General features: G+C 55.7%; 17 protein-coding genes and 1 pseudogene. 9 read left to right on the top strand and 9 right to left on the bottom strand.

Annotated elements, in window-relative coordinates; genetic code table 11:
- Window positions 1-68: 68 nt before the first annotated feature.
- From ACZ1HV_RS20795 to ACZ1HV_RS20755, 9 genes and pseudogenes are all read left to right on the top strand, one after another.
- Window positions 69-835: pseudogene (locus ACZ1HV_RS20795) on the top strand (ABC transporter ATP-binding protein).
- Between the two features lie 41 nt (window positions 836-876).
- A complete protein-coding gene (locus ACZ1HV_RS20790; RefSeq protein ID WP_472716177.1) occupies window positions 877-1,599 on the top strand; it encodes an ABC transporter ATP-binding protein in 723 nt (240 codons plus the stop codon).
- A 34-nt stretch (window positions 1,600-1,633) separates the two neighbouring features.
- Complete coding sequence (locus ACZ1HV_RS20785) at window positions 1,634-2,266, top strand: helix-turn-helix transcriptional regulator (protein WP_298964653.1); 633 nt, start codon at window positions 1,634-1,636, stop codon at window positions 2,264-2,266.
- 10 nt (window positions 2,267-2,276) lie between these two features.
- Window positions 2,277-3,446, top strand: a complete 1,170-nt coding sequence (locus tag ACZ1HV_RS20780; protein ID WP_472716176.1) for an aminotransferase class I/II-fold pyridoxal phosphate-dependent enzyme — start codon at window positions 2,277-2,279, stop codon at window positions 3,444-3,446.
- Between the two features lie 9 nt (window positions 3,447-3,455).
- Window positions 3,456-4,421, top strand: a complete 966-nt coding sequence (locus ACZ1HV_RS20775; protein ID WP_472716175.1) for a Rossmann-fold NAD(P)-binding domain-containing protein — start codon at window positions 3,456-3,458, stop codon at window positions 4,419-4,421.
- Window positions 4,422-4,459: 38 nt separating this feature from the next.
- A complete protein-coding gene (locus ACZ1HV_RS20770; protein ID WP_472716174.1) occupies window positions 4,460-5,041 on the top strand; it encodes a pyridoxamine 5'-phosphate oxidase family protein in 582 nt (193 codons plus the stop codon).
- A gap of 199 nt (window positions 5,042-5,240) precedes the next feature.
- On the top strand, window positions 5,241-5,621 hold the full coding sequence (locus ACZ1HV_RS20765) for a MarR family winged helix-turn-helix transcriptional regulator (RefSeq protein ID WP_472716173.1): 381 nt from the start codon (window positions 5,241-5,243) through the stop codon (window positions 5,619-5,621).
- A 101-nt stretch (window positions 5,622-5,722) separates the two neighbouring features.
- Window positions 5,723-7,729: an MBL fold metallo-hydrolase gene (locus tag ACZ1HV_RS20760; protein WP_472716172.1), complete on the top strand. Its 2,007-nt coding sequence runs from the start codon at window positions 5,723-5,725 to the stop codon at window positions 7,727-7,729.
- Window positions 7,730-7,804: 75 nt separating this feature from the next.
- A complete protein-coding gene (locus ACZ1HV_RS20755; RefSeq protein ID WP_472716171.1) occupies window positions 7,805-8,710 on the top strand; it encodes a DMT family transporter in 906 nt (301 codons plus the stop codon).
- A 79-nt stretch (window positions 8,711-8,789) separates the two neighbouring features.
- Here ACZ1HV_RS20755 and ACZ1HV_RS20750 read toward each other — a convergent pair whose 3' ends face one another.
- The 9 genes from ACZ1HV_RS20750 to ACZ1HV_RS20710 all read right to left on the bottom strand — a co-directional run bounded on the left by ACZ1HV_RS20750 (window position 8,790) and on the right by ACZ1HV_RS20710 (window position 17,430).
- Window positions 8,790-8,918: a hypothetical protein gene (locus ACZ1HV_RS20750; RefSeq protein WP_256366677.1), complete on the bottom strand. Its 129-nt coding sequence runs from the start codon at window positions 8,916-8,918 to the stop codon at window positions 8,790-8,792.
- A complete protein-coding gene (locus tag ACZ1HV_RS20745; protein ID WP_472716170.1) occupies window positions 8,915-10,285 on the bottom strand; it encodes a c-type cytochrome in 1,371 nt (456 codons plus the stop codon). The genes ACZ1HV_RS20750 and ACZ1HV_RS20745 overlap by 4 nt, the downstream gene beginning before the upstream one ends.
- Window positions 10,286-10,298: 13 nt before the next feature.
- Complete coding sequence (locus tag ACZ1HV_RS20740; RefSeq protein WP_298986178.1) at window positions 10,299-11,579, bottom strand: formate dehydrogenase subunit gamma; 1,281 nt, start codon at window positions 11,577-11,579, stop codon at window positions 10,299-10,301.
- Window positions 11,580-11,638: 59 nt separating this feature from the next.
- Window positions 11,639-12,244, bottom strand: a complete 606-nt coding sequence (fdh3B, locus tag ACZ1HV_RS20735; protein WP_152500131.1) for a formate dehydrogenase FDH3 subunit beta — start codon at window positions 12,242-12,244, stop codon at window positions 11,639-11,641.
- 12 nt (window positions 12,245-12,256) lie between these two features.
- Window positions 12,257-15,148 carry a formate dehydrogenase subunit alpha gene (locus ACZ1HV_RS20730; protein ID WP_298822036.1) on the bottom strand — a complete coding sequence of 964 codons (2,892 nt, stop codon included), beginning with the start codon at window positions 15,146-15,148 and terminating at the stop codon, window positions 12,257-12,259.
- Between the two features lie 104 nt (window positions 15,149-15,252).
- A complete protein-coding gene (locus ACZ1HV_RS20725) occupies window positions 15,253-15,453 on the bottom strand; it encodes a twin-arginine translocation pathway signal protein (protein ID WP_298822037.1) in 201 nt (66 codons plus the stop codon).
- 57 nt (window positions 15,454-15,510) lie between these two features.
- On the bottom strand, window positions 15,511-16,119 hold the full coding sequence (locus ACZ1HV_RS20720) for a TorD/DmsD family molecular chaperone (RefSeq protein WP_298822038.1): 609 nt from the start codon (window positions 16,117-16,119) through the stop codon (window positions 15,511-15,513).
- Between the two features lie 64 nt (window positions 16,120-16,183).
- Window positions 16,184-16,864, bottom strand: coding sequence for a DUF3306 domain-containing protein (locus ACZ1HV_RS20715; protein ID WP_472716169.1), 681 nt, complete (start codon window positions 16,862-16,864; stop codon window positions 16,184-16,186).
- Complete coding sequence (locus tag ACZ1HV_RS20710; protein ID WP_298986172.1) at window positions 16,861-17,430, bottom strand: DUF3305 domain-containing protein; 570 nt, start codon at window positions 17,428-17,430, stop codon at window positions 16,861-16,863. Before ACZ1HV_RS20710 ends, ACZ1HV_RS20715 begins: the two co-directional genes overlap by 4 nt.
- Between the last annotated feature and the right edge of the window lie 140 nt (window positions 17,431-17,570).

The raw sequence follows: 17,570 nt of genomic DNA, 5'->3' as shown, positions 1-17,570 counted from the left end.
GCGGTTCTTGCGTTCAACCTGGTCGGCGAAGGTTTGCGTGACCTCCTCGACAAGCGGAGGCCATATCAGTGGTGAGTGCGATCTCGTTGCGCAACCTGACTGTCGCGACACCACAGGGCCAGTTCCTTTTGAACAAGCTCAACTTCGACCTGGCCAAGGGTGAACGTGTTGGCTTGATCGGGGCAAGCGGCTCGGGCAAATCTCTGACAGCCGCCATGCTTTGCGGACTGTTACGTCCACCGCTGTCCATGACATCGGGCGACCTCTACCTGAACGGCATCAGTATGCGTGGCGCGCGTCCCAGTCATTGGCGGTGTCATCGTGGCCGGAATGTCTTCCAGATCTTTCAAAGCCCGGCATCTGCACTGACGCCCGCAAGGCGCATCGGTCCACAGCTGGAAGAAGCCGCGCGGATCGCCGGTGCGCACGCCAGGGAAGTGATCCCAAAGGTGATGGACAAGCTGGCCCTGTCTCCTGATGTGGTGAGGCAGTTTCCCTACCAGCTATCGGGGGGATGAAACAGCGAGTGTTGATCGCGATCGCCCTGATCCTCCGCCCTGCGGTGCTGATCGCAGACGAACCGACAACGGGTCTGGATATCCTGACCGAGCTGGACATTTTGAGCGCGCTGAATGATGCGGTCACCGAGACCGGCGCAACCTTGCTCTTTATAAGCCATGACCTGCATGCCGTGCAGGAGGTTGCCGACCGGGTTCTGGTCATGCAGTCGGGCGAGATTGTCGAAGACGGTTCTATAAAAACGCTCGGCCAATCGGGCGCACCAGCAGCCCGGCTGCTGGCGGAGGCAGCAAACAGGTTGCGAAGTCCTTGTTAAGCATTTCCGATTTTTCCAAACGATATTATGGACGCACAATATTGCGAAACATCAGTCTGACCGTCGGTCAGGGTGAGGTTGTCGGACTGATCGGCCGGTCGGGCGCAGGCAAGTCGACGCTGGCCCGATGCCTGGTCGGTCTTGAAAAGCCTTCAACTGGCGACATCAGACTGAACGGCGCCTCAATCGTCCCAGGCAAAGGAACAGCACGCAGACAATTGCAGTACCTTTGGCAGGATCCGGTCCAATCATTGAGCCCTTACCTTTCCGCACATGGCGCTGTTATGGAGGCGTTGAACGGCTTTTCCATCGGCTCGCCGAATTCACGCAAATCCAGTGCATCGGCTTATCTGAATGATCTGGGCGTCACACCGGACATGCAAGGGCGTCGGACACATGCGCTGTCGGGCGGGCAGTGCCAGCGCGTCGCCCTGGCGCGCGCAATAGCTGCTAACCCCCAAGTTCTGATCCTTGACGAGCCTCTGTCCGCGCTGGATTTTTCGACGCGGGTTCAGGCAATCGAGTTGTTGCAGAAGCTGCATCGGGAAACTGGCCTGGCCATGCTGATTGTAAGCCATGATCTTGCGCCATTACGGCATCTGGCGAGCCGTATTCTGGTGCTGGACGACGCTCAAATCGTTGAAGACATACGGATGGAACACTTTGCGGAACGCGCCGCTCACAAGCTGTCGCGAGCCTATGTCAGAACACTGACTGCAGAGCCGACGGCAGATAGCATTGACGGAAATTCGATTTCAGACTAAATGTCTAATTTCAGACATTAGGTATGAAAATTGAATGATCGACCTGCACACACTTACTCCGATCTGCAAGGCGATTTCTGCTCTTTTCCCAGGGCAAGTCGAGGTCGTCTTGCATGACCTAAAGTCAGGCAGAATTTCTGCAATCGAGAACGGATTTTCGCCGCGAGAGGAAGGTGACGACAGTCTGGTCGAGACAGCGGACTATCAGTCCGAACTGCTTCCAGACGATACGATCGGACCCTATCTGAAGTCGAATTCGGACGGAGCAAGGCTACGCTCGGTGTCAGCGTTGTTGCGGGACGAGGATGGACAGCCGAGCGCTCTCTTGTGCCTCAATCTGCGTCTGACAGAACTGGAAGCCGCGCGCGATTTACTTGAAGCGCTCACTTCGCTTCATTTGGACACCGGTTCCAACTTGCTCAAAAATGACTGGCGCGAAGTCACCAACTCGATCGTCGCCTCCACGCTCAAGGAATTGAAACTCTCGTTCAACCAGCTCCGCCGCCCCAATCGACTGGTCATTGTTGAGCGACTTGTCCAGGCCGACATCTTCGCAGCCCGCGGCTCTTCGGAATATGTCGCCGAAGTCCTGGGGATCTCCCGTGCCAGTCTCTACGAATTGATCAAACTGGCAAAACAGTCACCAGCAACGAAAGTCCGAAGGTGAGCTTGAAGTCATGACACATCCAAGACCCATGCGCGATTTCGGTTTGGAAGTCTTTTTCTCTGAATGGGAATTTAAGGCAAGGCATCACATGACCGCCTCGGACCTGGAAAGCATGGGGGTTTCCGACCTTTTGTCCTTAGCGGCGCCCGAAGATCGCGAGGCATTCGAAACTCTCTGGCTGGGCTATACGGAAACCTGGGGAGCGCCAGCGCTTCGCACGGAAATTGCGCGAACTTACGAGCAGATGACGCCGGAAAACATTCTTTGCCTTGCTGGCGCCGGTGAAGGGCTTTACGCGGTGTCAAAGGTGCTGGTGGAAAAAGAAGACCACGCCATCGTACCAACACCGAATTATCAAAGCGCCGAGACAATTCCGCTCTCGATTTGTGAGGTCACTGGTGTACCTTTGCTAAAGGGCGACACAGCAGCTGGAGGGCGGATTGATCTCAGTGGCATTCGGGAGGCCATCCGACCGAATACAAAGCTGCTCTCCCTGAATTTTCCTCACAACCCGACCGGCATGCTGATCGCCCCTGCGGATCTGGAGGCACTTATCGAGCTTTGCCGTGCACATGGTATCTGGATCCTGAGCGATGAAGTCTATCGCGGGGTCGAGTTGGATCCATTGGACCGCATGCCACAAATCGCAGATCGATATGAGCGTGGCATATCACTCAATGTCATGTCCAAGGCCTATGGACTTCCAGGTCTTCGGATCGGTTGGATCGCGGCACAGGATGCTACGCTTCTGCAAAAAGTTGAACGCTACAAGCACTATCTTTCTATCTGCAACTCCGGACCTTCCGAAGTCCTTGCTATCATTGCCTTGAAAGCACGTGTCGAGATCCTTGAACGAAACCGGGCACTTATAAAGAAAAACGTGGTCGCACTGGAAAAGCTTCTTGATGAATTTCCAGGTCTGATCGACTGGAAGAGACCTCAGGGAGGATGTGTCGCCTTTCCACGCTATACCGGCCCGGGAGATGTCGAACTATTCTGCCGCAGTCTTCTGGAAGAAAGCGGTGTTCTTCTGCTGCCAGGGTCCATCTACGCTTCTGACCTCAATGAAGTACCAAAAGGTCATTTCCGTATCGGATTCGGGCGCGGCAAGGTGTTTGAAGATGGCCTTACCGCCATGAGGGAACACTTCCGGGTGCACTATACCGGCTTCCAGATTTGAGGATATGCCGTGCAGGTAGTCACGCTGGACCAGATCCGCTCAACGATCGGCATGCACGATGCGATTGAGGCCGTGAGGCAAAGTTTTATCGATGTCGCAAACGGCAGGATCATACAGCCGGAACCCATGCAGATCCTGTTTCATGACGGAACGGGTGCTCTTGTGGGCGACTGCCATGCCAAAGCTGCACAGGCGGAAGACAGATCGTATTTCACCATCAAGATCGCAACTGGCTTTTACCGCAATCCCGAGCGCGGTCTTCCCGCAAATGACGGCATGGTGCTTGTCTTGTCTTCGTCCACCGGACGCCCTGTCGCACTTCTTCAAGATGAAGGCTGGCTGACACAAATGCGGACAGCGGCTGCCGGTGCCCTGGCCGCATCGCTGAAGGCAGCGGATTCCAGCAGTTCCCTTGGCATCGTCGGCACGGGAACGCAGGCGCGCCTTCAGGCATTGGCTGTTCGCGAAACCACAGGACTGAACCGGCTCCATGTGCTGGGAAGGCACAAAGACAGGGTCGAGGGCTACATCAAGGATATGGAACAGCTCGGCTTTAGCGTCACTGCGGCTGCCAACGCCAAGTCACTTTGCGAAAACAGCGAAATTGTCGTGACGACAACTCCATCGACCTCAGCTGTACTTCACGCCGCAGATCTCAAATACCCGCTTCACGTCATAGGCGTTGGCGCTGACAGCCCAGGTAAAACCGAACTGGCGCCGGACCTGTTCGGCCATGCGGATATCATTGCCACCGATAGCCATGCACAATGCCTGCAACATGGTGACTTTGGGGTTGCTGTGAGGGCAGGTATCGTTGAAGAAACGGCTGATAGATCGTTCGGCGACATCTTGGCCGGCATGGCACAGGATCTGGATTTTGCAGACGCACGGCTGTCGATTGTTGACCTGACAGGCCTGGGTGCACAAGATCTCGCTGTTGCCTCAGCCGTTGTTTCCAAACTTAACCTCAACTGAAATCGGGGCCGCTCGTGATAGGAGCCAAAGAAGTGGAAATGACGCTGACGCAGATTGAAAGGAGTGTCTGGGAAACTCTTCAGGCGGATGTTCAGCGGCCTGGCTCAAGTTTCAGGTATTTGAACCTGTGCTCAGTAGATCACGCGCTAACGCCCAAAGCGCGGATCGTGGTCCTGCGCAAGGTCGATCCCAAGAGACGCTCTCTCGAATTCCACACAGACACTCGCAGCCCGAAGTGGCGTGAGCTGACCGGAAACCCCAGTGCTACAGTTCTTGGATATTGCCCTGAAACACGTCTCCAGTATCGGTTCGAAGGTCATGTCACTCTCTTTGAACCAACCTCCGATTACGCTGTGTCTTCCTGGTCGGCGCTACCCTTCCATACCCGCAACACCTATGTGGGCGGCCCACCTGGCGATGAGTTGCCGGAACCTCATACCACTAAAGAAATCTTGCTAGGCAATACCGATAGCCAACAGGGCCACGATCGTTTTGGTGTCATCGTCTTTTCGGTGGCATTGCTTGACTGGTTCAAATTGAGCCGTGAAAGCAATATCAGAGCGCAATTCGGCTACGATGAAAACGGTGAGACCCTGTCCAGTTCCTGGGTCAATCCATAGGAACTGCCAAATCGGCTTCCACTCCTTAAGACGCGCCCTAACGGCAGGCGCATTGATCTGCTTGTGTACGGAAGTTCCTAGCGCGGTATAGAACCTACTTGACATTTATGTGTATATACACATTTATAGGTGTAGATACACGTTAAGAAAGACCACCATGGCAGACGATTTTAGCGCTTGCGCATGCATGAACCTCAGAATGACCACGAGATTGATTGCGCAGTTCTTCGACCAGCGTCTTCAGCCAACCGGACTGAAGAACACGCAATTTACGTTGCTGGTTGTTCTGCGTCAGCATGCTCCGGTCTCAATTACGAGGCTCGCCGAATTGCTTGGTATGGATCGAACGACCCTGACCCGAAACATCCGAATTCTGAAAAAAGACGGATTGATTGAAGAGCAATCCGCGGATGATGCCAGAGTGCGATTGCTCACCCTCAGCGAGGGCGGTGTAACGCTTGTCACCAAGGCCACGCCCTATTGGCGACAGGCACAAGCAGAGTTCCTGAAACGGTTCGGTGATGACCGCTGGCATGCTTTGAAACAGGAACTTACGGACATCAACTACGTCGTAAGCTGACCTACTCAAAAAATCCCGCACGCGCTCGCAAGCACCGCATAGTGATCTGCAGTAAGTCAGATTACCCAAATGCGTGCATATACACTAGTAGAGGAGTTATCATGCAAAGGTCCGAACAAAGTGCGGTCGACGCAGTCTTTTCTCACGGTTACAGCGACAGCCTGGCCGCCGACCACGCAGACTTCGAACAGCGTGGATCTTTCAGTCAAGTTACAGCAGCAAATGGGCCTACGTTGATCGATCATTTGCAGCCGGCGAAGGAGTTTGAAGACCTCACGGCCGAAGACCCGGACCGAAGTTTTCATTCACAGCTGCACTATTTCGAGACCCTTTTGTCCTATGGCAAAAACCAGGATCCTCGGGTCACCATGCTGATGGTCAATGCCTATCTCAACACCAACCAGCAGGCGCAGGGCATCGCGTTTTTTGAAAGGCTTCTTCAGAGATATGAGCAGGAGTTTGCCGACGACGTACGTGCAGTTTATCTTTCAGCCTATGCCATTTTGCGCGCAACTCATGCCGATCGTATTCCACTCGTCAGGCGTATACCGTGGGTCTTGAAAACATTTCAGCACCTGGAGGAAGGCCGGCGTCTCACAAGCGGCACGCATCCAATCGTGCGATGGGCAGCAGGGCAAATCTATGCGCAAGTGCCATTTTTCTTCGGCAAGAAATCTCAGGCATATGAAGACCTGACATGGCTTGTTGAGCGACCGGAGACGGAACCGGTTTTCGGGTTCTATCGCGAGGTATATAGGCAGCTTGCGCGGCTTTACGAGCGGGATGGTCATCAGGAAAAAGCTGCCCACTTCTGGCGCCGCAGCGGCTATGAGACCTATGCTCCCAAGGCAATGTTCATGGGCTGGTTCACGTCGACAAACGCTGCCGGCGCCACGATGGCACCAGGACCCGTTCTGGAGGAGATCATCCCGGGCTCGATCTTCGCGCTTTATGGCTTCGGCTTTTCAGATATCTACTTTGTCCTCTCCACAGACGGCACCGAACTCATTGCTGTGGATGCAGGCACGCAGCCCCATTCCTTGCAAGCCGCACACGAGTTTCTGCTCCGGAAACACCCGACCTTGCCTGCGGTCACGCATGTGTTTATTACGCACGCCCATTGGGATCACATCGGCGGGCACAGCTACTTTCGCAACCTGAACCCCAACGTGATCTTTTACGGCCGCGACAACTATCAGGCCGTTGTGGATCGTGTTGCCCGCAATCACAGTTATCGACAATTTCGCGGACAGGATTTCGATCATCACTGGGTCGAAACCTATGCTCCGGATGTCGCGGTTAGCGACATAACCTTTGTGGAGGTTGCCGGGACGAAGATTGAACTTGTTCCCGTCACTGGTGGTGAAACCGAAGACGCAATGCTCGTTCATTTGCCAGACTTACAAACGATCTTCGTCGGAGACATTGTCATGCCGTGGTACGGCGAACCCTGGGTCAACGAAGGTTTTCCAGATGACGCTGTCAGAAGCATGGATGAAGTTCTTTCAAGAAAACCGAAACGCATTCTGCATGGTCATCATCCCTTGACGGCCCTTTACGGTCCGGAACAACTGAAAGCATTTCGACAACACTATTGCTGGCTGGTTGAAATGGTACGCCTCCATGTCAAGAACGGATATTCGGCAAAAGACCTCATTCGCCTGAACCTGATCCCGAACGATCTGCAACATCAGCCGGAAAATTACCTCTCATACCTGGCTGCGCGGGACAATGTGATCGCGCGCACGGTCGATCAGATGGTGGGTATCTGGCAGGAAGACAGGACCGGACTGGATCCACAGGGGCTCGATGCTCTCACACCCGCAGAATTTGGCAGAATGCTGCAGCATTATCTCGGGCTGACGGCCGCACAATCGGCAACAGCAATCCGAAAGATGATAGCGAACGGTGACAACGAACTTGCGCTCAAGATCGCGATCGCCGCTGAGCAGCGTTTCGGCTCGACAAAAATGCTCTCCGATCTCAAGGAAGAGGCCGGTGACCGGTTGAGAAGCGCCATACAGTTCTTCGACCCGTTCCGGTTTGTCACCTATACGGAAATGATCGGGCGGCAGCATCACCCGATGCCAGGCGCAAAGAAGACATAAGGCGCACGGGCACAATTTCGGCTCGGTCAAGCTCAAGGTGCGACATCAAGCAGCTCTCTATTTGAGGACAATTCCATGAAACAGACAATGACCCCGCGTCTTTGGGCGGTGTTGCTGCTCACGGCTGCGCTATTTGGTTCGTCGTTTTTATTCATCAAGCTCGCGGTGGAAAGCATCCCGCCCGTAACGCTTGCAACCGGGCGAGCGGCCCTTGCTGCACTTGCCGTCTATTTGTTCATGCGGCTGTCAGGCGAACGCTTGCCATCTCCAGGCAAATCCTGGCAACCGATCATCGTGCTGGGTGTCCTGACTGCCATCATTCCCTATATCGCCATCGCCTATGGCCAGACTCATATTGCAAGCAGTCTGGGTGGAATTCTCTTCGCAACTATCCCTGTCTTCAGCGTTCTGATCGCTCCAGTCTTTCTGCAAGAAGAACAGCTGACGAGCAGCCGGCTTTTCGGGGTCGCAATTGGTTTCGCAGGTGTGGTTCTTGCCATCGGACCTGACGCCTTTTCTCATCTGGACACGCAGTTGGTAGGCGCGGGCGTCACCGTCCTGGCGGCCCTAAGCTATGCAACAGGAAACATCTATGCCCGTGCGACGGGTCAACTGAAGCCGGTGGTCCTGGCGAGCGGACAGTTGATTGTCGCAGCCATTGTCCTGGTCCCTCTCAGCATGATCATCGATTTTCCCTGGACACTGTCACCAGGTCCTTTGCAGCTGGTCAACCTGATCGTCGTTGCGTTGTTCAACACCGCCGCACCCGTCATGCTGATGTTCTGGCTAATCCGAAACGCAGGTGCGTCAAATGCGTCGCTACTCGCATTCTTCATGCCTGTAGCGTCCGTCCTGCTCGGTGTTTTCGTGCTTTCTGAAAGTCTGTCCTGGACCACAGGTATCGGATTTGCGCTGATTGTTCTTGGCGCAGTTCTGGTGACGGGAAATTTGCGGCTGCGCCGACCGGTTCAGCGGGCATAACCGAGCGTTGGGATGATTAGTCTTGAAAACCTAAGACGCATCTTGCCGGTTCAGCCACGCTGAGCCGGCAGAAAAATTCTCAGTTGCCCAAACGCACTGATGAGCCCGTAGCCTGTTGAGCGCTTGAATAGCCCATTCGATCCAGGGTCAGGCTTGCTCCAACTGCAATCACTGCGGTTGCAACAAATGCCAGCAGCATTGCCTTCATTGGTCTTCTCCTTCAGAGGTGGCCCTTTTGAGATAGTCTATCAGATCACTCCGGTCTTCCCGCCGCACAATACGTTGCATCGGCATCTTGGACCCTGGAATATAGTGGTCCGGCCCATCCAGGAACAATTGATCAATAGTCTTTTCTGACCAGACGATATCAGACCCGGTCAAAGTTGCAGAGTAAGAGTATCCAGGCAACGTACCTGCTCGGCGGCCAAACACTTTGTGGAGGGTCGGCCCCGCCTTGCGCTCGCCCTCGTCGCCAAGTGCATGGCAAATGGAACACTTGCGCGCAAACTGTCGCTCACCGTTGGACATCTCTTCTGGTTTCTTAAGGAAATCAGGCGTTTTGGTCGCCATCGGTTCTGCAGAAGACAGATCCTTCAAAGGCCAGGAATAAACGATATTTTCAATGCCGCCCGCATGAAGAACGTCACCGCTCCTGGAAAAGGCCAATGCCCAGATCGGACCTTTCAGAGCCGCTCTGAAATCCGTTTCGATCGCCCACGATCTCGTGTCGACCACGGTGATATACCCGTGTCCATCGCCAGTCGCGAGCTTAGAACCGTCATGGCTGAGATCGATCGCCAGAATAGGTCGCCGCTCAAACGAGAATTCACGCAGCCGTTCACCGGTTTCGATATCGACGATCCGGGTCACCCCATCCTGAGAACCGTAGGCAAGCCAGGTTTCCCGGCCGCCGTTTTCACCCCCGACAACAAACACATTGACACCGAAACCGTTGCGGTCAATGACCCGTGCTTCCTGCCTTTTCTCAAGGTCCCAGAGTTTAATGGAACCATCGACGGAAGCTGAATAAAGCCGTTTACCATCGGCGGAAAACGCGACTGCGTTCACACCCGATGCGTGACCGTTCAAATAAACCGGCTCACCACCTTCCACGGGCCAGATGCCGATGCGTGTGTCCCAGCTGGCGCTGGCCACGAACCTCTTGTCCGGAGAAACGGCGAGACCCATGATCTTGGCAGTATGTCCTTCCAGGCGTCTGGACGATCCATCTGCAATGTTCCAGACCAGAAGGTCGTTGTCATCACCTGCTGAAACCGCAGTTTTGGCATCAACAAAAGCAACAACTTTCACCGCCGCTTCATGTCCGTCCAGCCAGCGCGGTTCACGTTCGGACCAAACCGCAACCGAATTATCGAAACTTGCTGTCGCAACAGTTCCCGTCTCTTCTGAAACGGCAATATCCATCACTGGTCCGCCATGACCCTTCAGGGTTTCAAACTCGGCAGCACTTGCCGCCACCCCGGCCAGCAAGGAAAGCAGCCCAAAAGCACTCCTTAAAAAGGTCGGTTTGAGGAGAAAACCCACATCCCGCACGATTGATGGACAGCGAAACATCCCGGTCCAAGGCCTATTCCGCTGGGATCGCGTTCTTGACCTCAGCTGTCTTTTCCGCGTCTTCGACTTCCTTGACCCAAAGTCCGTGGTGTTCGCGCGCCCATTGCAGCTCGACTTCGCCTGACCCCATGGCGTCGTAAGCGCCTTCCATGCCGACGGATCCGATATAGATATGCGCAAGGATCATCGCCATCATCAGAAATGCGACGATGGCGTGCCACAGTTGCGCGAACTGCATTTCCTCATGCGGTGCAAGCGCCGTTGGCAGAACACCAAGGCCGACGAGCTGCGGTAGTCCAGTCGCATTCAGGATCTCAAATGTCTTGGCGAACATTGGAAATTCGAACGGGAAGAGCAGCGAGATACCTGAAGCCGAAATAGAGGCGCCAAGGACGATTACTCCCCAGAAGATCATCTTCTGGCCGAAATTGAATTTCTTGGCCGGTGGGTGAACACCCTTCTTCAGCAGTCCGCCGCCAACCGCGATCCATTTCAGGTCGGTCTTGTTGGGAATGTTGTGTACCACCCACATCACGAACACCATGACGAGGCCAAGCATGAAAGCCCAGGCGACGTTGTTGTGGATCCATTTCGAGGCAAGCGCGACGGGTGCGTAAGCTTCCTTGCCGATCAAAGGAATTACGACAAAACGCCCAAATAACGTTATCAGCCCGGTGATTGCCAACAGTATGAACGATCCGGCAAGGAGCCAGTGTCCAAACCGCTCAATCGCCTTGAAACGCGTTATCGTCTGACCGGTCTTTTCACCGTCGATGCGGATACGGCCGCGAAGCAGATAAAAGAGAGCCAGAAGCAAAACGGTAGCGCCCAGAAGATAGGAGCCATAAGTCGCGAGTGGGCCTTCACGGAAAGCCAGCCAACGCATTCCACCATCCTGCATCAGGACAGTGGCTTCCTCACCACCCGACGAAACCTTGATATCTGCAGAACCGTACCTGAGCGCACGCCAGAGTTCCGGATCGGACACACCGCCAAGGGTACCCAGTTGAGAGGAGATACCGGCCGCTGTATCCGGATCTCCGGTCGCGTTGCGTCTGAAATCGCTGTCGATCTTTTCGCCGCGTTGCCGTTTCAGAATGTCTTCAAGCGTTTGCGCACCGCCAGTTGCGCTGCGGTCTGCAGGCGGTTGCTGGTCTTGGGCAACACTCGGCGAAAGAAGCCCGAAAAGAACAACGAATGCCAGCACCAGGCGTTTCATAACCGACCTCACACACTTTCCATCACTGAAGACAGACAGGGCGGCACAGCTGCCGCCCCAGTCCAGTTTTTTCATGTTGATCGCAGCGGCTCGCCTGTCCGGCCGATTGAAGCCGGCAGGCGACACCAGATCGATCAACCGCCTTGACGACCGTAGGCGCTGCCCCAGCCCCAGGCACCGGAGCCGAAACCGCGTGCGACAACACGCTCGCGGTAGATGGCGGAAACGACATCGCCGTCGCCAGCCAGCAGCGCTTTGGTAGAACACATTTCCGCGCAGAGCGGCAATTTGCCTTCCGCAATACGGTTGCTGCCGTATTTCGAGAATTCCGCGGTTGAATGTGTTTCTTCCGGTCCACCGGCACAGAAGGTGCACTTGTCCATCTTGCCGCGCGATCCGAAATTACCCGCTTGCGGGAATTGCGGTGCACCGAACGGACAGGCGTAGAAGCAATAGCCGCAGCCAATGCAAAGGTCCTTCGAGTGCAGGACCACACCTTCTTCATTCTGGTAGAAACAGTCGACCGGGCACACCGCCATGCAGGGTGCGTCCGAGCAGTGCATGCAGGCGACCGAGATCGACCTTTCGCCGGGCTTACCATCATTGATGGTCACGACGCGGCGTCGGTTGATACCCCAGGGCACCTCATGCTCGTTCTTACAGGCAGTCACACAGGCATTGCACTCGATGCAACGCTCAGCGTCACAAAGGAACTTAGCCCTCGCTTGTCCAAGTGGCATTACATATCCTCCTTACGCTGCCGAGATCTTGCAGAGTGTGGCTTTGGTCTCCTGCATCTGGGTCACCGAATCGTAGCCATAGGTCTGAGCCGTGTTCGTGCTCTCGCCAAGGACATACGGGTCTGCACCCTTCGGATACTTGGAGCGCTGATCTTCACCCTGGAAATGGCCGCCGAAGTGGAACGGCATGAAGGCAACGCCCTCACCGACCCTCTCGGTTACCATTGCCATGACTTTGACCTTGCCACCCTCCGGACCTTCAACCCAGACCTGAGCGCCGTCACGCACCCCGAGATTGTTGGCATCTCGCGGATTGATTTCGACAAACATGTCCTGTTGCAGCTCGGCAAGCCACGGGTTCGAACGGGTTTCGTCACCGCCGCCTTCGTACTCCACCAGTCGGCCGGACGTCAGGACAATTGGATAGTCCTTTGAGAAGTCCTGCTTCTGGATGGACGCATAAAGCGTCGGCAGGCGGTAGAATTTCCGGTCCTCATAGGTCGGATAATCTGCCACCAGATCCCTGCGGTTGGTGTAAAGCGGCTCGCGGTGGAGCGGCACCGGATCCGGGAACGTCCACACGACCGCACGGGCCTTGGCGTTACCGAACGGAGCACAGCCATGCTTGATGGCCACCCGCTGAATTCCGCCGGACAGGTCGGTTTTCCAGTTGGTCTTCGGTCCGGCAACACCCTCGATCGACGCACGTTCTTCGTCGGTGAGGTCGCCGTCCCACCCAAGGTCCATCAGCATCTGCATGGTGAACTCGGGATAGCCGTCCTGGATTTCCGCACCCGGATTGGAGACACCGTCTGCGAGCAGATTGTCGCCGTCCCGCTCCACGCCGAAGCGTGCACGGAAGCACAGTCCACCTTCTGCGACAGGCTTGGACATGTCGTAGAGGTTTGGTGTGCCCGGGTGTTTCATGTCCGCTGTGCCCCAGCAGGGCCACGGCATACCGTAGTATTCGCCGTCATTCGGGCCGCCGACTGCCTGAAGCGTCGTCCGGTCGAAGGTATGCTGGTTCGCCATATGCGACTTGATGCGCTCTGGCGACTGGCCGGTATAGCCGATTGTCCACAAACCGCTGTTGAACTCGCGGGTAATGCTCTCGACATTCGGTGTTTCCGGATCATCCATTTCGATGTTGCGGAAGAGCCTGTCGCCCCAGCCGAACTTGTTCGCGAACTTTGCCATGATCACTTCGTCAGGCAGGCTTTCGAACAGAGGCTCGACAATCTTGTCACGCCACTGCAGCGAGCGGTTTGACGCGGTCACGGAGCCACGGGTTTCGAATTGGGTACAGGCCGGCAGAAGATAGACACCATCCGTGCGGTCATGCAGCACAGCAGAAACGGTCGGATAAGGGTCGATCACGACCAGGGTATCCAGCTGTTCCATTGCCTTCTTCATTTCGACCATACGGGTCTGGGAATTCGGGGCATGCCCCCAAAGCACCATGGCCCGAACCGCATTGGGCTGATCGGTATTGGCCGGATCTTCAAGCACACCGTCAATCCAGCGGCTGACCGGAATACCCGTCAGATTCATGAGGTTCTTTTCTTTGCCATCAGCACCTGTCGTGGTGGCAAACTGACCTTTCAGCCAATCGAGATCCTCATCCCAGACACGGGACCAGTGACCCCATGCGCCTGCACTCAGTCCGTAGTAACCGGGCAACGTGTGGCTGAGAACACCCAGGTCCGTTGCGCCCTGAACGTTGTCATGGCCGCGGAAGATGTTGGTTCCGCCACCGCTTGTGCCCATGTTGCCAAGAGCAAGCTGCAACACGCAGTAGGCGCGCGTATTGTTGTTGCCGTTGGTGTGCTGCGTACCACCCATGCACCAGATCACGGTGCCCGGACGATTGTTGGCGAGCGTTCTGGCCACCCGTTTCAGCTGGCTGCCAGGTGTACCTGTGACGCGCTCGACCTCGTCGGGCGTCCACTTGGCCACCTCTTCACGGATCTGGTCCATACCCCACACACGTGTGCGGATGAACTCTTTGTCTTCCCAGCCATTGTCGAAGATGTGCCACAGGATGCCCCAGACAAGGGCAACGTCCGTTCCCGGACGGAAGCGTACAAATTCGTCGGCATGAGCAGCCGTTCGGGTGAAGCGCGGATCACATACGATCACCGGCGCATTGTTCTGTTCCTTGGCGCGCAGAAGGTGCAACAGCGAGACCGGGTGGGCCTCCGCAGGGTTGCCTCCGATGATAAAGATCGCCTTGGAATTATGGATGTCGTTGTAGCTGTTGGTCATGGCGCCGTAGCCCCATGTGTTTGCTACGCCGGCAACCGTGGTCGAGTGACAGATACGGGCCTGGTGGTCGACATTGTTCGTGCCCCAGTAGGCCGCGAATTTGCGGAACAGATAAGCCTGTTCGTTGTTGTGCTTGGCTGAACCCAGCCAATAAACACTGTCCGGTCCGCTTTCGTCGCGAATTTTCATCATCTGGTCGCCGATCTCGTTGATCGCCTCGTCCCAGCTGATGCGCTTCCACTCTCCGCCTTCCTTTTTCATAGGATACTTCAGACGGCGCTCTCCGTGAGCGTGTTCGCGAACCGCAGCTCCTTTGGCGCAGTGGGCGCCGAGATTGAACGGGCTGTCCCAACCCGGCTCTTGGCCGGTCCAGACGCCGTTCTTTACTTCGGCAATCACGGTGCAACCGACTGAACAGTGGGTGCAAACCGATTTCACCAGATTTACGGCTGCGTCAGAAGACTGTGCCTGAGCTTTGGTAACGGTGCCGCCAGTGGCGGTAATAGCGGCCAGGCCGCCTGCGGCGATACCGGAGCCTTTGAGGAAGGTTCTGCGGTCTACCGATTTATGTGCAGCGTCTCTGAGGATACTTGCACCTTGGGGGCGTCGCGCAACCCCATTGGTCTTTTTCCTAAGCATTTTGCCCTACCTTGCTTGTACCGGAATCGATACGGCTGGGTGTGTCAGTGAACCGGCCATCGGGCGTCACGCAACCATCGGCCGGGTGTATTCACAGGGTCCAGTTAGAACCGGGCGCTGTCGAAGTAGGCGCGAGTGTGCGCCGTGTCCTGCATCTTTTCAGATGTGAGGTCAGGTTCTGCTGCTTCAGCAGTACCCACAGCAGTGGTCGCAGCCACGGCTACAGGTGCTGAAATAGCAGCAAGTTTCAGGAAATCCCGGCGGCCGGCCCCTTCTTTGGGCTCCACCTGTTCGGGTCGTTTCATTGTTGCGATCCTCCTCTCCTTGCAGCGGCATTGCCGCCTAAATTGACAACATGAAGTCTAGTTGGGCAGCATACCGAAGGCTTCGGCTTCAATCTCCATGAATTGCCGCCCGAGCGATCCGACAGCGCCGTAAAAGACGGAGCTCACGGATGTTTCAAGATCGGTGAAAAAGTGGATCGCCCATGGTTCGACATGAGCGTTGAAGAATTCTTTCTGTTCAGACACAGACGTTACCTGACCGAAACGGCCCATGATCATGCCGGCCATCATCTCCATCAGGGAGGCAATATTGTCTTCCGGCTCACGCTTGTCTTCCGCACGCTTGATGCCGCGCTTGGCCATGTCGGCGCGCAGGTTGGCAAGCGGCTTTTCGTTCAGGAAACCGGTGAGATAGTGGCTCGCATAAGGTAACAATTCACCGCGGCCGAGACCGATGAACAGGATGTTGTATTCGCGCTCCGCTGTCTCGGCGGAAGTGACACCAGCAACCTTGGCAAGAGTGTTGAGCGTTTCACCAACAGGGGTGTTGTCGCCCTTTAAGCCGGCGACCTGGGCCAGGAGGGAGGCATCAGCAGGCTTGGCCAGCAAGAGCCCAATGAAATCGTATAGTTCTGCGCGTGCCCGATCTTCTGGATCGATCACATATTCCTTCACCACAGCGGACATCCGCAAGGTTCCTCCCTCGTGCGTTTCGCAATCAATCTACATAACCAAGTCTTCGACTTTAGTACTAGGTATAGTCGAACCGCATTTTCCGCCTCGTGATTCGAGGTTCTTCTTGCGTCTCACCTGCACCAGTTTCTTGCAAATCAATAGAGACAACGCTTTCCTCTCCAGATTGGACGACGGAGTCACCTTGCGTCAATTGAAAAGATGTTTTTCCGTCATGTAAATAATCGTTTTGCGCCGCGATATTTTCTTCGCACTGCAACTCCGGCTGACCGACGTCGACCGACTCAGACTGCTCACCACCAGCGCCTTCCGTCACTTCTGGTTCCGTCTCGGCAAGTTCCGCAAACTTATCGAACATGCCCTTACCAACTTGATAAACTGTTTGGAGGTTTTCGACGACAGTCGCGGCGTCGGTAAAATCTTCCCCATAGTCGACAAGGCCATCAATGTTGGCCAGAACCGGGTTCAACGTCCACAATCTGCGCAAGGCGCGCCGCCGCAATCGCTCTGGCACAGCTGCTGAAAGAAATTTCGAAAAGTCGTCATTCTCGGCAAGACCATCAGGGTCCGGCAGGCCGAGTTCCTCCAGGATCTCATCATCGGATTTTTCTTCAAGTGCCGCACGCACTTCCGCCTGCTGAGCAGCCTCCTGGCCCGCGCGCTCCGCCTCTTCTGCAGCTTTTACTGCGGCCTTGCGCCGGGACCAGAAGTCGGAACCACTATCGTCTTGCGGGCTCATTGCAGCGTGTCCTTCGGCTTTCTGAAGGGCGCACGGTAAACGTCACTCAGCTGACGTATGCGTGGGTCTCCCACGCCATCTTCCTGCAAATCGATTCGCTTTTTGTCGCGTTTGCGTTTGATGAAGATCTCTTCCTCATGGTGGATCTCGACGAAATCGCGGATCCAGGCCACCAGGCCTTCCGGCATCGCGAGCTTTTCAACCATGACTTCGCTGGAATCCGCGTAGTCCTGCCCTTCATAAGCAGATGCCGTTACAAGCATGACATCAAGAGGCACATCTCGCTCCACTTCGTCGGCAGGACGCAGCACCACGTAGACGGAAGGTACTTTGTCCGACAGCGCGGTCAAATAGGCTTCCGTGTCAGCGCGGTGCAATTCCAGCGGAAGCGTGGCCGCATGGTACTCGACCGCCTCGCCTTCTTGCCTGAGCACTTTCCAGTCGGCAGGGCCAGCGCCGGGCAAGAGTGACACAGGTCGCCAGGACCACTTTTGCCAGCGAGTAACGCCGGGCAATCGTCTGACGACGACCCCGACAGGCATTGTCTGAGTTTTTTCCGCGGTCACGAGCGGCGGTCCTCCCACACCCCGGCTTTAAATCCGGCTGTTTTGTTTTCCTCTTTAAGCTGCAGCAATGCGAATAAATTTCAAGCCCGGCAGAAGTCGAACTTGACGTGCGCCGAAACGCGCCCTTGTTATGGTACCTG

The sequence above is a fragment of the Roseibium sp. JB4-4 genome (assembly GCF_055693425.1).
Note: the sequence above shows the minus strand (reverse complement) of the source record. Positions and strands in the feature narration are given on the sequence as shown.